We start from the raw sequence: 13,781 nt of genomic DNA on the forward strand, positions 1-13,781 counted from the left end.
TTTTCCCAGATAAATAGTAAAGTCAAAGTTGCTAATTCAATTTCCTTACTAACCATTTGTTCCTTAAGTCATTCTTGTGAGTTCTAATATTCTTCTAACAAAGCGATCTGAACATCAACCCCTTTAAAACCAGCTTTGCTCACTTCAGCGATAATACATTCTAAATAATCTGATTTCCTTGTCGAAATCAGATTGCCTCGTTGAGCTGTGACATATAAACTTATTTTTCACCACCTCCCTTTAAACTACCAAAAATACCAATTTATCTTTATTTTGTAATTATTTTCTATATTTAACTTGTTTATTATTTTATCATTCATTTTTATTTCTTCAATACTTTTCCAAATATTTAAAATATTTTTAATAATGGATGTTTTACATTTGATAAACATTATTAGCCTCTTTTCCAGTTCCACTTTTATGAATATTAGTATTTAAACCAGCACATACTCCAATAAGGATTTGATTCTGTTTAATATTTCGACTAACTGCAACACCTTTTGCTCCCACATCCATGCAATATTTTACAAATTTAATGTATTCTTGATTTTAGTTTTTCATCGGTGAACATCTCTTTTTCTTTGATTCTAGGGACTCAATTCCTTTTGTAATTAGTTGAAATCGCCATTTTCTAATCCATGCAGGTGATGAAATATTAAAAATGACGGCGGTTTCATTCGGAGACGTTCCATTTTCATTTATATAGTTAAGAACGTCTGATTTATACTGCATTGAATAAACTGTATAGCTTTTTTCAAAAGCACTTATTCCGTGATATTCAACTGCTTCCCCCACATTCGAACGACTTGATAATTCGCTCCCAATAATTTTGCACTTTTATCTTACAACAGCATCTATTTTTTTGATTCAATGTAAATTTAGTCATAAAAAAATGCACCCCCCATTGTTAGATCGTGTCTAACAATGGGGGGTGCAGTTTAATTTCACTCTATGGTTTTTTATTGTCACATCAAATTCTATATCTGATATATAAATCTCTTTAAATTCCAGGCATATTTCGTTCGATTATTCTCCTGCAACTTCTTCGATAATGGCTAGGACCATTTCCGTTAATTTCGTTAATTCTTCAACAGGAATTTTTTCATTAGTTGTGTGGATATCTTCATAGCCTACAGCAAGGTTTACTGTTGGAATGCCGAAGCCAGCAATGACGTTCGCATCACTTCCACCGCCGCTTTGAAGTAGCTTTGATGGACGGTTGATTTTTGCTGCTGCTTTCTTGGCTACTTCAACAACATGATCACCATCGCCATATTTAAAACCAGGGTACATAACCGTTACTTCAACTTCAGCTCTTCCACCCATTTCAGATGCAACGGATTCAAACGCTTGTTTCATTTTCTCAACTTGAGCTTCCATTTTTTCTGGAATTAAAGAGCGTGCCTCCGCCAAGATTTCCACAAAGTCACAAACGATATTTGTTTGCTGCCCACCTCTGAAATAGCCGATGTTCGCTGTTGTTTCTTCATCAATTCTTCCAAGCGGCATTTTCGCAATCGCTTTTGCTGCCATTGTAATTGCGGAAATTCCTTTTTCAGGGGCAACTCCTGCATGAGCTGTTTTGCCGTACATTTTTGCAAAGATTTTTGCTTGAGTTGGCGCTGCCACAATAATATTTCCTACCTTTTCATCACTATCTAGTGCATAGCCGTATTTAGCTGTAACGAGGGTACGGTCTAAAGCTTTCGCCCCAACAAGACCAGATTCCTCTCCTACGGTGATGATGAATTCAATCGTACCATGGGGGATATTTTCTTCTTTTAATACCCGGATTGTTTCAAGCATCGCTGCAAGACCTGCTTTGTCATCCGCTCCAAGAATCGTAGTTCCATCAGAAACGATATAGCCGTCTTTAATGGACGGTTTAATTCCTTTGCCTGGTACAACCGTATCCATATGTGAAGTGAAATAAATCGTATCCACTCCTTCTTTCGTGCCTTTCAGCGTGCATATCAAGTTGCCTGCTCCATGACCTGTAATAGCGGTAGTATCATCCTCGAAAACATCTACACCTAATGCCGTGAATTTTTCCTTTAAAACTTTAGCAATTTCCGTTTCAAACTTTGTTTCCGAATCGACTTGGACTAATTCAATAAATTCCTTTATAATACGTTCTTCGTTCACCATTTCTACAAAACCTCCAATATGTATAAACCTGATTTTAGATCCATTTCGTGATCGGTAAAATTCCGATGAGAAATCTTCACTTTATCCTAGCTAACGATCGATCAGTTTAGGAAGATAAAGTGAAATTTCAATCAGTAGGGGGTTTTCTTCGTACTCCCACTGATTGTTAGTCCCGTTCTAGAGCCGCTAATATCTCCGCGCAGTGTAGATAAATCGACTCTACGGACAGTTGATCCTCATCTATCTTCTCATAGCGTGCTCAACGTCAAGAGTGGGATAAATATCCCCTTTGATGAAGTCTAACTACTTCCACATCCCTAGTATATCGCTAATAGTTCGGTACCCGCAAGAAATCATGATTCATTTTCACCATTATAAAGGAATATTCCCATGTTTTTTTAATGGTCTAGATTCCTTTTTGTTACGCAACATCTCTAGAGATTGGAGCAATCTAATGCGCGTTTCCCGGGGATCGATGACATCATCAATCATTCCTTGACTTGCTGCTACATACGGATTTGCAAATTTCTCAAGATATTCGGAAATTTTCTGTGCCCGTGTCTGCTCTGGATTTTCACTCGTTTCAATTTCTTTTGCAAATATTATATTCGTAGCCCCTTGAGGCCCCATGACGGCAATTTCAGCATTAGGCCAGGCAAATACAAAATCGGCACCAATTGATTTACTATTTAACGCTACATAAGCACCACCATATGCTTTACGGAGAACGACTGTTAACTTTGGTACTGTCGCTTCAGAATAAGCATAAAGGATTTTTGCACCATGGCGAATGATTCCACCGTGCTCTTGCTTAACTCCAGGGAAAAATCCAGACACATCTTCCAAGGTAATAAGTGGAATATTGAACGAATCGCAAAAACGAATAAATCGTGCTGCTTTGTCTGAAGAATCGATATCAAGCCCTCCAGCTAATACTTTGGGCTGATTGCAGACGAGTCCGACCACCTCGCCCTTCATTCTCGCTAAGCCGATCACAATATTTTTCGCAAAATCTTTTTGGATTTCCATAAACGAATCAGTATCTACGACCTCACCAATTACTAAACGAACATCATAAGGACGCAAACCATTAAATGGAATAATTTCTGTAAGTGTTGGTCGGTAATCTTCTTTATCATCTACAGCATAGAGAGGTGGTTTTTCCTCATTATTTTGCGGTAAATACATGAGTAGCTGACGTACCATCTCCAATACTTCTTTTTCTGATTGAGCTTGAAAATGGGCGTTTCCGCTAATGCTAGTATGTACAATTGCACCACCAAGATCTTCAGCACTAACCTTTTCTCCTGTCACCGTTTCAATCACTTTTGGTCCAGTGATGAACATTTGACTCGTATCTTTTACCATAAAAACGAAATCGGTAATAGCTGGTGAATAAACGGCTCCGCCGGCACATGGGCCCATAATAACCGAAACTTGCGGGATAACCCCCGAATAAATTGCATTTCGATAAAAGATCTGTCCATATCCATCCAGAGAAGCAACCCCCTCTTGTATTCGAGCTCCTCCAGAGTCATTTAACCCTATAAACGGAGCACCATTTTTCGCGGCTAAATCCATGACATTTACTATTTTTTTTGCATGCATTTCGCCGAGAGCTCCTCCAAAAACTGTAAAGTCGTGAGAAAATAAATAAATCGGACGCCCATTCACTTTTCCATATCCTGTAACTACGCCATCTCCAGGTCCTTTGATTTTATCTAGGCCAAAATCAACACAGCCATGCTCGATAAATGGATTGAGTTCAACGAAACTCCCTTTGTCGACCAAAAGATGTATTCGTTCTCTTGCTGTTAACTTACCTTTTTCATGCTGCTTCAAAATTCGCTCATCTCCACCGCCAAGCTCTACTTCCTGCCGTCGATCATACAACTTATTGATAAGTTCATAGATGTCTGTCATTTTTCCTCCTCCTCTTCATGCTCACACAACTCATATAGAACGCCTCCACCTGACTTTGGATGAAGGAAAGCAATCTGAGCTTGATGAGCACCAATTCTTGCTGTCTTATCAATCATATGTAAGCCTCCATTATTAATTTCTTCAATTCGAGATGAAATATTTTCCACACTAAAAGCTATATGATGAATACCTTCGCCTCGTTTTTCAATAAATTGGGCTATTGGGCTATCTTTAGATAATGCTTCCACTAATTCCAACTTTGTATTGCCAGCGTTTAGAAATGCTACCCTTACTCTTTGATCCTCTACGATTTCAATTCCTTCCAGTTCCAATTGAAATACATTCGTATAAAGCGGCAAAGCTTCGGCTATTGATGTGACAGCTATACCTATATGATCAATCCTCTTTATCATGTAAAGCCCCCATTTAATATTGTTGAATAATAATATTAAATAAATTCAAATCGATTCTTGCTTATATTCGTTACTACAATATATCCTTGAGATTCTACTATGGACGAGTTAAACTATATATATACGCATGCTGTAAGGAATTCTATACTCCTTACATAGAGGAGAGATTAAAATGAAAAACAAGAAAACGAGAAAAATCGTTGTTTATTTAATGATTATTTCCATGTTATTAACGAGTCTACTTTCTGGCATTGCATTCTTTCTACAATAAAGTGAATCTTCAATCAGTGGGGGCTTCACTACCCGTTAATGCGGAATAAAAAAGATCATTCAAAAAGGGGCAGACCCACACTCTATCATCGTTTATTTGTTAATAAACGATGATAGTAACTGTGAGGTCTGACCCTTTTTTTAACATTTTTTTAAGGCAATTCGCCATTCTTATTTCATAAATCCCTGCTCTTTAGCCAATGTTGCAAAGTCTTTTGGCGAATGGGTGATAAAAACCTTTGTTCCAATTGGTACACGCTCATATAAAGACTCGATGTCGACTTTTCTCAAGCGGACACATCCATTTGAGATATATCTTCCAACAGAAGCTTGATTGTTCGTACCATGAAGTCCATAAATTCTCCCATCGGTTCCTAATGCATCAAAGCCAATCCATCTCGTACCTAGAGGATTTCTAGGATCTCCTCCAGGAATGTTCTTTTTACGGAAATACGGATTTACAGCTTTCACTTTAACGGTAAATAATCCTTCTGGTGTAAGCTCATTGCTTCTCCCCGTACCAGCAGGGTAGACATTCTGGACTTTATTATCATCAATGAATGCCACCTTGTTAGTTGCTTTATTTACGATGACAAAGGGTTTTCCAACAACAGCAGAAGCGGTCATCGTTACAAATGACAATAATATGCTTGTAAGGATTAAGGAAAGCAATATCTTCATCTGATCAAACCTTCCATTCATTTTCCGTTAGTTTTCACCCATCTTTAGCTTTTCATGCTGTTTTTTTGGTTCTGGTAGCCCTTTAAATGAATGCTTAAGCTGTAAATACTGCTCGATTTCCTTCATTAACTGTAATAATGCTGCTCGCGATTCAAACTCTTCACGGGTCACAGGTAGTTCCATTTTTTTGAAAACCTGCTCCATGTCATCAAGCTTCTTTAAGTAGATAATCGCGGTATTCTGCGGATGGACGTTGTTACTTAGTTCAATGAGAAATTCTCCTAACATCTTACTTTGCTTAACTTTTGACGGAATATTCGTAGCGAGCGGCAAGATACGCTCGATAATTTCAAATTGCTTTTCCCTCATTTTAAAATAATGATAATACACGTCATCATCACGCAAAAAATGATTCTCTACATCTCGAAATGCTAACGTCTTTGCTTCAGCTAATAATTTAGGTGTCTCAGTAATTTCTTTCCCATCCCAGTTACTTACATTTGTATGCAAATAATTTACTAGCTCCATAAGAATTATGCTGAAATTACCTTCAATTTTTTTCTGATAATCGATTAATTTATTCTCAAGACTCGGCATATACCAATTCATTAATAAGGCTGAGCCAATTCCAATTATGATGAGGCCTAGTTCATTCAGCCAGAGATCAAGCGTGATATGTTCAGCTGTATATAGATGTAAGATAATGACGCCGCTTGTTACGATGCCTTCATTTACTTTTAAAGCAACCGTTGTTGGTATCAAAAGTAATAAAATAATGCCAATGATCATTGGATTATAGCCAATTAGTTCAAACAGGATGGTGGAATAGACCATCGCAACTAAACAAGCTATGAATCGCGAATAGGCGGCCCCAAGAGATTTTTTCTTCGTTACCTTCGTACAGAGAATCGTAATAATCCCTGCAGACGGAAAACTATCCAACCCCGCTAATTGTGCTAGAAAAATGGCGAGGGTCGTACCTGCTGCCGTTTTCATTGTCCGATATCCGATTTTTAACATAACGAGATCACCCAGTTTTCTTATAATAATACCCATCTTACCAACAAACGCGACCAATTTATAGTGAAAGCACAGTCAACTATCATAATTAAAGTATTCACATTTTTCCGTAAAAAAAAAGACAACAATCATGTCGTCTTTTTAGTATGAAGGATATGGAGACGGATCTCCACTACCTCCTAATATAGTCAATTTATTTTGCAGGTGTACTATATTTGTTGTAAAAAAAACAAAATTTAGCTCCACACCCCCCGTTAAGATTAGGTGGGTGTAGCTTGCTATTTTAAATAATGGGTTTAAACGCCATATTCGTTTGTCTTATAATACTTTTTCCAAAAAGTCTTGTGCTCGCTTGCTTTTTGGACTCGAAAAGAATTCACTTGGTGGTGCATCTTCAACAAGATTCCCACCATCAAGGAAAAGAATTCGGTCAGCTACTTCTCGTGCAAAGCCCATTTCGTGTGTGACAATGACCATCGTCATTCCTGTATGAACAAGGTCTTTCATAACAGCTAGCACTTCTTTAACCATTTCTGGGTCGAGTGCAGAAGTAGGCTCGTCAAACAGCATAACATCAGGGTTCATTGCAAGCGCTCTGGCGATAGCAACCCGCTGTTTTTGTCCCCCTGATAATTTATTAGGATACTGCTTTTCTTTATCAGCAAGACCCACTTTTTTTAGTAATTCCCTACCTTGCTTCTGTGCCTCTTGTTTGGAAAGTCCTTTCACCTTCATCGGTGCATAAGTTAAATTATCCAATACCGTTTTATGCGGGAACAAATGAAAATGTTGAAACACCATCCCTACATGTTCGCGGACTTTCATAATGTTTGTTTTATTATCGGTAATATTCGATTCTTTTATCCAGATTTGCCCTTCAGTCGGCTGTTCAAGTAAATTCAAGCAGCGAAGAAATGTAGATTTTCCCGATCCTGATGGACCAATAACGGCTACAACTTCGCCTTCTTTAATACTTGTATTGATTCCTTTAAGGACGTCCAGTTTTCCATAACTTTTGTGGAGGTTGTCTACTTTAATCACTACGTTTCATTCTCCCTTCAATCAACTTGCCAATCACTGTTAATATCATGACCATCACATAATAAATCAAGCCAGCAAATAGTATCGGCTCGAAGAATTTATATGTGTCGCCACCAACAATATAAGAACGGCGCATAATATCTGCTAGTCCAATTGTTGTTACAATAGCTGATTCTTTTGTTAACGTAATAAATTCATTCATTAAGGCTGGTAAGATATTTTTGAAGGCCTGAGGCAGAATAATGCTTATCATCATACTTGAATAAGGAACACCAAGTGCAAGTGCTGCCTCTCTTTGTCCCTTATCAACAGCATTAATTCCACCGCGAATGACTTCTGAAATATAAGCAGCGGAATTTAATCCGAACGACAAGAAAGCAGCTTCAAATGCTTCAATTTGCACACCGAACAATTGTGGAGACCCAAAATAAATCAACATAAGCTGCAAGACAAGCGGTGTGCCGCGGAAAATTGACGTATAAAAGTCCGCAATCCAATTTAATGGCTTAATACGGCTAATTTTCATTAACGATAATATAATTCCTAAAATTATCCCAATTACTGCTGCTACTGCAACAACTTTTAATGTCATTGGGATCCCTTCTAAAATATAAGGAAGGGAGGGTATAATTCTTTCAAAATCCAAGTTCAAACCACATTCATCCTCTCTTTAGTTCGTATACGAGAAAGCGCGGAAAAACGTTCAAAAGAGAATACGCACCCTTTTGAACGTTTCTTTGCACATTTATTTAGCCGTTTCGCCACCGAACCATTTTAATATAAGTTTTTCCATTTCACCGTTTTCCATCATTTTTTTCAATTCAGTATTAAATTTTTCAGTTAGTTCACTGTCTTTTTGGAAAGCAATCGCCGAGCCCGCTTCTTCTGTTTTAGTATCTGTCTCAATCAAGTACCCTGCAAGATCTGGATTATCTTCTAAATAGCCTTTTGCTACTGTATCTTCAATAATGGCTGCATCAAAACGACCAGCTTTGATTTCTTGAACTAAATCAGGAATACGATTACGATTTTCAATTGTAAGGTCGATACCGTCTTTTTTTAGGTCCTTTGCAATTCCTTCTTGAATAGATGCTAATTGAACACCAACCGTAGCACCTTTAAGATCTTTTGCACCTTTAATTTTACTATCTGCTTTCGTTACGATCATATGATTGGATTTATAATAGATATCACTGAAATCTACCGTTTTTTTCCGTTCTTCTGTAGGAGACATCCCCGCAAGTACAAAATCTACTGTTCCATTTTCTAAAGAAGGTACCAGACCGTTAAAATCAATATCCTTCACTTTAAATTCATAGCCAAGTTTTTGTGTAATTGCTTTGGCTACATCGATGTCAAAGCCCATGATTTCATCACTCTTTGATGTCTCAACATATTCAAATGGCGGATAATCTGCTGAAGTTCCCATCGTTAATACTTTTTTCTCATCACCATTAGCAGTTTCTTTATCGTTTGCTGAATCATTATTTGATGTACCGCAAGCCGCTAAAATGGTCATCATCATAATCATGGCGAACATTAGCATAAGTTGTTTACTATTCTTCATTCCATATTCCTCCGATTGCTTATTCATAGATTTTTCCCTATCAACATTCCATACATTTATTATAGGAAAATATAATTTTCTCTTTCAATATTCATGCACTGTAATGTATTTTAACACATTTTTATATTTATTCAATAGTATTTATAATGATAAATCCATGTTCAAAATCTGGTGAATGGTATGAATCAGCTCCTTTTTTTATTATTTCTCCAACTTTCATTTTCAATACAAAACTAATATGACGTTAATATGAAAGATCTATCAAGAAGAACGCTACACTCGCCTAATCAAAATGGCGGCGGTGCCGAGCCCGATTTGGGGATACTTTCTTAATATAGTAAGTATTTCCGGGAAAGTAGATTATTTTAATTTGTAAGTCGCGAAGCTCCGTTCCCACTACCTTCATAAAAAACTAAGCTAATTATCACCATTACTGATCACTTCTCGCATGATTGGATTGTTCCCTTAGACTGATCATGATAAACAAGAACTTCTCTGTATGACGAAAATTATGTGTGTTAAAAATTTCGCTATACGAAAATATTCAGGTGAAAGTGTTTGAGATATGTGTTAGAATTTAATAAGAGATGACCAATTGGTCAATTCAAAAACCAAATGGTTAATAGGGGTGCGGGATGAACGAAAAGAAACGAAAAATATTAATCGCTGCAATGAAACTTTTTTCAAAAACAAGCTTTCACCAAACTTCCATGCAGCAAATTGCTGACGTTTGCGGAGTCTCCAAAGGAAGCTTATATACTCATTTCAAATCAAAAGAAGAACTCTTGTCGGAGATTTTTTCATATTATTATCATGTGCTAAGTCAACAAATGGCTGCAGAAGAAACGAAAGTTGATTCAGCCAAAGAAGCCTTTATTCGTGAAATTGCTATTCGACTTCGACATTACTGTGAATTTCACGAGTTTTTTAAAATGCAAATGAATGAAGTTAGAGGGCTTGAAGACCCATCACTCAATCAATTTGTACACCAAGAACATACCAAACTGCTCCAAAAAACAGAAAAAGGTATCGTGCTAGTCTTTGGGCAAGAAGTAGCACCATATGCGACCGATTTAACGGCCACTTTAAAAGGTATGTTAATTACTTATGTACGAGGGATTATTGAGCATGGAAAGAAGTGTGACCTTAATGAGCTTGCTCGTTTTCTATTTCTCCAACTTGATGCGATTGTTCACACATTCATCGATAAAAAACCTAACCCGTTTTTTATCACCTCGCCTTTGCAATCACAGCCAAAAGAAACTACTCACCCACTATATATTGTCAGGAAAATGAAAGAAGCGATCGCCTCTTTTACAGAAGATATTCTTATTGAATCTGTGGACATTTTAGAAAAAGAACTTTTAGAAATAAAACCACGTGCCGCTGTTTTATCAGGAATGATCCACAATTTGAAAGCAAGCAGTACCCTTTTCGAGCTTGCAACAGAGCTGGAAAAAACGATAAATCAAATGCCTATTACCACATTAAATAAATAGAACGTATAAAGAAAGCAGGTTCATATATGTCCAAAAAAACTTTACAACAGTTTCCCCTTCTCATATTGATGGCCAATATGTTTATCGTCATGACAGGAATCGGACTCGTTATTCCGATTATGCCGACGATTATCCATGATTTTGGAGCTGGCGGGAAAACCTTTGGTTTCTTAATTGCTACATTCGCTTTAGCCCAATTTATCTTTTCGCCTATTGCCGGTGATTTGTCTGACCGGTTTGGCAGAAAGAAAATTATAGTATTCGGTTTGATTCTTTTTTCTTTATCGCAATTTATCTTTGCTTTTTCTCAACAGCTCATCCTGCTCTTTATTTCACGGGCGATTGGAGGGATGGGGGCAGCCTTTTTAATTCCATCCATGATGGCCTTTGTAGCAGATATAACAACTGTAGAGAACCGGGCTAAAGGAATGGGACGTCTAGGAGCTTCGATGTCACTAGGGTTCGTTGTCGGCCCTGGTATTGGGGGCTTTTTAGCTGCTTTTGGAGTGAAAGCGCCATTTTTCATTGCAGGAGCTGTTGCCGCTATTGCCGTAATTTTGTCCCTCTTTTTCTTGAAAGAACCAACCCGTTCAGCCATATCCGAACAACCAGCAAAACGAACTTCACTAATCAATCAATTGGCTGTTTCCGTAAAAAAACCGTATTTCATCCTTCTACTCATGATGTTTACTCTTTCATTCGGATTGGCAAATTACCAGTCAACCATCAGCTTATTTACAGATGTAAAATTTGGGTTCAGTCCATTTGATATATCCATGTTAATGGTCGTTGGCGGTTCGATTGGGGTCATCGTTCAGGCGTTTGTTCTCGATCGAGTACTTCATCGATTTGGTGAAGTGCGCGTTATGAATTCAATGCTTGTCGTAACGGCGATTTCCTTAATCAGTCTTTTGTTTGCAACTGGTTTTGTCTCTGTATTGATTGTATCCACCTTTTTCTTTATCGCGACATCTTTGGTTCGTCCTGCTATCAATACGACCGTATCAAAAATGGCTGGAAGCGAACAAGGTTTTGCAGCTGGTATGAACAATGCTTATATGAGTATCGGCAACATGGTCGGCCCTGCACTTGCTGGCGCACTATTTGATATAAACATGGGGCTCCCTTATATTTTTGGTGCAATTATCATCATTGTGACGTTACTTATTTGCATCAAATGGGCAAACGGTGAGAAAAAGAAACAACAATTAAGAACAGCCAATCATACGAGCTCAGCTAGATAAAGTGAAACTTCCCTTAGTGGTCTTCAAAGGTTTAGATGAACCAATCGGACCTATACGGGCAGTTGGTCCCCACCTATTTTCTTTTAGTATGCTTAGTCTTACTGCCCGTTGGCAGGGTTAAAGTATGCATCAAAAAACCACTCAAGTCTCGCCATAAGGCTAGAGATTCGAGTGGTTTTTGAATGAAAAAATTTTGCTAAAGAAGTTACAGATCTTCTTTATTTTAAACGTAAGAAATCTTTTTAAAATCTGTAGGTATATAAATACTATAATAGTATGATATATTTTTCTTAACTACATTCAGAGGAGATCACCAAGTATGAATCAACAATTTCTCTATATAATAATCATCATTTGTATTGGTTATCTATTAAAACGTATTAATCTATTAAAAGAAAAAGATGGAGAAACTATTTCTAGAATTATATTTAATATTACCTTACCTGCTCTCGTTATTGTTTCTCTTGATTCTGTTAAAATTGAACCTTCATTAATCATGTTACCTGTAATAGCGTTTATAATTGGGTTTATTTCTATTTTTCTCGCTTTTTTTGTATTTAGAAAAGAAGAGAGGATGCTTAAAGGAACATTAATGATGATGGCTACAGGATATAATGTAGGCTTATTTGCCTTCCCACTCGTTGAAGCGATTTGGGGCGCAAAAGGTCTCATTTATTTCGGAATGTTCGATATAGGAAATTCTCTTATTGTCTTTGGACTTTCTTATATAGCGGGAAGCTATTACTCAAAAGAAGGACTAGTCCTGAAACCACTTGGAGTCGTAAAAAAATTCAGCAAATCCGTTCCATTAATGACATACATTATTGCGGGTATTTTAAGTTTCAGCAATATCCATTTGCCAAGTGGATTCATTGATTTAGCTACAATTATATCTAAAGCGAACTTGCCTTTATCGCTCATACTATTAGGTTTATATTTAAACTTCAATTTTGAAAAACAATATTTAAGACCAACTATTAAATATGTCCTTTTCCGATATGGTTTTGGGCTTGTATTTGGCTTGGCCTTTTACTTTTTACTTCCATTCGATCAAATGTTCCGATCCACTATCTTAATTGCATTATTACTACCAGTCGGACTATCAGTTTTGTCTTTTGCTCATGAATTTAAATACCCTACTCATCGCTTAATTGGTACTTTAGCGAATATTTGTATTGTCAATAGTATGATCATATTATATGTCTTTGCTAACTTTATTCTTTAAATAGAAAATTACAAAGCAAGCAATTGATATTTTTAAAGGATGTTATTGCAATAAAACTAAGAAAAGTAATTGTATAGATAAAGCTTAACCGTGAGGCGACAAATTTAGGTATTAATAAAACGTTCCAAAATTTGTCGCTTCGCTATTCAGAGAATATCGTAATATTAACCGATTCACTACTGTGTTATCACTAAAGTTAAATTAATAACTAATCCCTTTAAATAGTAAGTTTACATTTGATTTTTTATCGATTTTCCTCTTTCTTTGCAATTCCTTTGCCTTCATAAATGCGTCCATCATTCCACTAGCTTCTATAATTATTTCTTCTGCTTCTATTTGGTTATCTAAGATAAAAATATAATCTTTCATGATGTAGTCCTCCTTTGATGTCTATTTTATTAGTTGAGTTTTAATTACACTCTTAAAGTTTATGTTATTTTTATAAAAATAATGTATGCGTTTACATCCATTACCAAAGATACACTCATCTACTTACTAAAAGTTGTGTTCACTTAAAAGTAAACGTTTTCTTTATGAGATTATTATAATACAAACGCTTACAAAAAGCTATGAACAATTTGTGAAAAATATCTCAAATTAACAATCTGTAAATGCAAAAAAAGAGTTTCTCATCCCACTGGTTGTTAAGATCGTTCTTCACGATTTCGTATCGATAAATCGGAAAGCTACGAATCCGATTTATCGATCACAAACTATGGATCTCAACTAAACCTCTACTTACTACTGTAT

At 36.6% G+C, this 13,781-nt stretch carries 13 protein-coding genes; 4 read left to right on the forward strand and 9 right to left on the reverse strand.

Annotated features, from left to right (window positions below; translation table 11 throughout):
- Positions 1-1,026: 1,026 nt before the first annotated feature.
- The 3 genes from HNP81_RS12650 to mce form a co-directional block, all read right to left on the reverse strand.
- On the reverse strand, positions 1,027-2,148 hold the full coding sequence (locus HNP81_RS12650) for a M20/M25/M40 family metallo-hydrolase (RefSeq protein WP_028391669.1): 1,122 nt from the start codon (positions 2,146-2,148) through the stop codon (positions 1,027-1,029).
- A gap of 372 nt (positions 2,149-2,520) precedes the next feature.
- Positions 2,521-4,071, reverse strand: coding sequence for an acyl-CoA carboxylase subunit beta (locus HNP81_RS12655; protein ID WP_028391670.1), 1,551 nt, complete (start codon positions 4,069-4,071; stop codon positions 2,521-2,523).
- The gene (gene mce, locus HNP81_RS12660; protein WP_182502851.1) at positions 4,068-4,484 is read right to left on the reverse strand and encodes a methylmalonyl-CoA epimerase; all 417 of its coding nucleotides are present in this window, start codon (positions 4,482-4,484) and stop codon (positions 4,068-4,070) included. Before mce ends, HNP81_RS12655 begins: the two co-directional genes overlap by 4 nt.
- 172 nt (positions 4,485-4,656) lie before the next feature.
- Here mce and prli42 point away from each other — a divergent pair, with 172 nt between their 5' ends.
- On the forward strand, positions 4,657-4,755 hold the full coding sequence (gene prli42, locus HNP81_RS12665; protein ID WP_152534725.1) for a stressosome-associated protein Prli42: 99 nt from the start codon (positions 4,657-4,659) through the stop codon (positions 4,753-4,755).
- Positions 4,756-4,925: 170 nt separating this feature from the next.
- Here the strand turns inward: prli42 and HNP81_RS12670 are convergent, their stop codons facing one another.
- The 5 genes from HNP81_RS12670 to HNP81_RS12690 all read right to left on the reverse strand — a co-directional run bounded on the left by HNP81_RS12670 (position 4,926) and on the right by HNP81_RS12690 (position 9,063).
- Positions 4,926-5,435, reverse strand: a complete 510-nt coding sequence (locus HNP81_RS12670; protein ID WP_028391672.1) for a L,D-transpeptidase — start codon at positions 5,433-5,435, stop codon at positions 4,926-4,928.
- 27 nt (positions 5,436-5,462) lie between these two features.
- Positions 5,463-6,455 (reverse strand): aromatic acid exporter family protein, encoded by a 993-nt coding sequence (locus HNP81_RS12675; protein ID WP_028391673.1) that lies wholly within the window; start codon positions 6,453-6,455, stop codon positions 5,463-5,465.
- 318 nt (positions 6,456-6,773) lie between these two features.
- Positions 6,774-7,496 (reverse strand): amino acid ABC transporter ATP-binding protein, encoded by a 723-nt coding sequence (locus HNP81_RS12680; protein WP_182502852.1) that lies wholly within the window; start codon positions 7,494-7,496, stop codon positions 6,774-6,776.
- Positions 7,489-8,148: an amino acid ABC transporter permease gene (locus HNP81_RS12685; protein WP_028391675.1), complete on the reverse strand. Its 660-nt coding sequence runs from the start codon at positions 8,146-8,148 to the stop codon at positions 7,489-7,491. The genes HNP81_RS12680 and HNP81_RS12685 overlap by 8 nt, the downstream gene beginning before the upstream one ends.
- A gap of 93 nt (positions 8,149-8,241) precedes the next feature.
- On the reverse strand, positions 8,242-9,063 hold the full coding sequence (locus tag HNP81_RS12690) for a transporter substrate-binding domain-containing protein (protein ID WP_246399335.1): 822 nt from the start codon (positions 9,061-9,063) through the stop codon (positions 8,242-8,244).
- A 635-nt stretch (positions 9,064-9,698) separates the two neighbouring features.
- On the opposite strand from HNP81_RS12690, the gene HNP81_RS12695 reads away from it, so the two are divergent.
- The 3 genes from HNP81_RS12695 (at position 9,699) to HNP81_RS12705 (ending at position 13,031) form a co-directional block, all read left to right on the forward strand.
- Entirely contained in the window at positions 9,699-10,562 is an 864-nt protein-coding gene (locus HNP81_RS12695) for a TetR/AcrR family transcriptional regulator (RefSeq protein WP_182502853.1), read from the forward strand.
- Positions 10,563-10,588: 26 nt separating this feature from the next.
- The gene (locus HNP81_RS12700; protein ID WP_182502854.1) at positions 10,589-11,806 is read left to right on the forward strand and encodes an MFS transporter; all 1,218 of its coding nucleotides are present in this window, start codon (positions 10,589-10,591) and stop codon (positions 11,804-11,806) included.
- 319 nt (positions 11,807-12,125) lie between these two features.
- The gene (locus HNP81_RS12705; protein WP_028391679.1) at positions 12,126-13,031 is read left to right on the forward strand and encodes an AEC family transporter; all 906 of its coding nucleotides are present in this window, start codon (positions 12,126-12,128) and stop codon (positions 13,029-13,031) included.
- 201 nt (positions 13,032-13,232) lie between these two features.
- On the opposite strand, the gene HNP81_RS12710 is transcribed toward HNP81_RS12705, so the two are convergent.
- Positions 13,233-13,400 (reverse strand): hypothetical protein, encoded by a 168-nt coding sequence (locus HNP81_RS12710; protein ID WP_154664006.1) that lies wholly within the window; start codon positions 13,398-13,400, stop codon positions 13,233-13,235.
- Positions 13,401-13,781: the final 381 nt, after the last annotated feature.

Origin of the sequence: Peribacillus huizhouensis, assembly GCF_014138605.1 — a bacterium.
Classification (GTDB): Bacteria; Bacillota; Bacilli; order Bacillales; family DSM-1321; genus Peribacillus; species Peribacillus huizhouensis.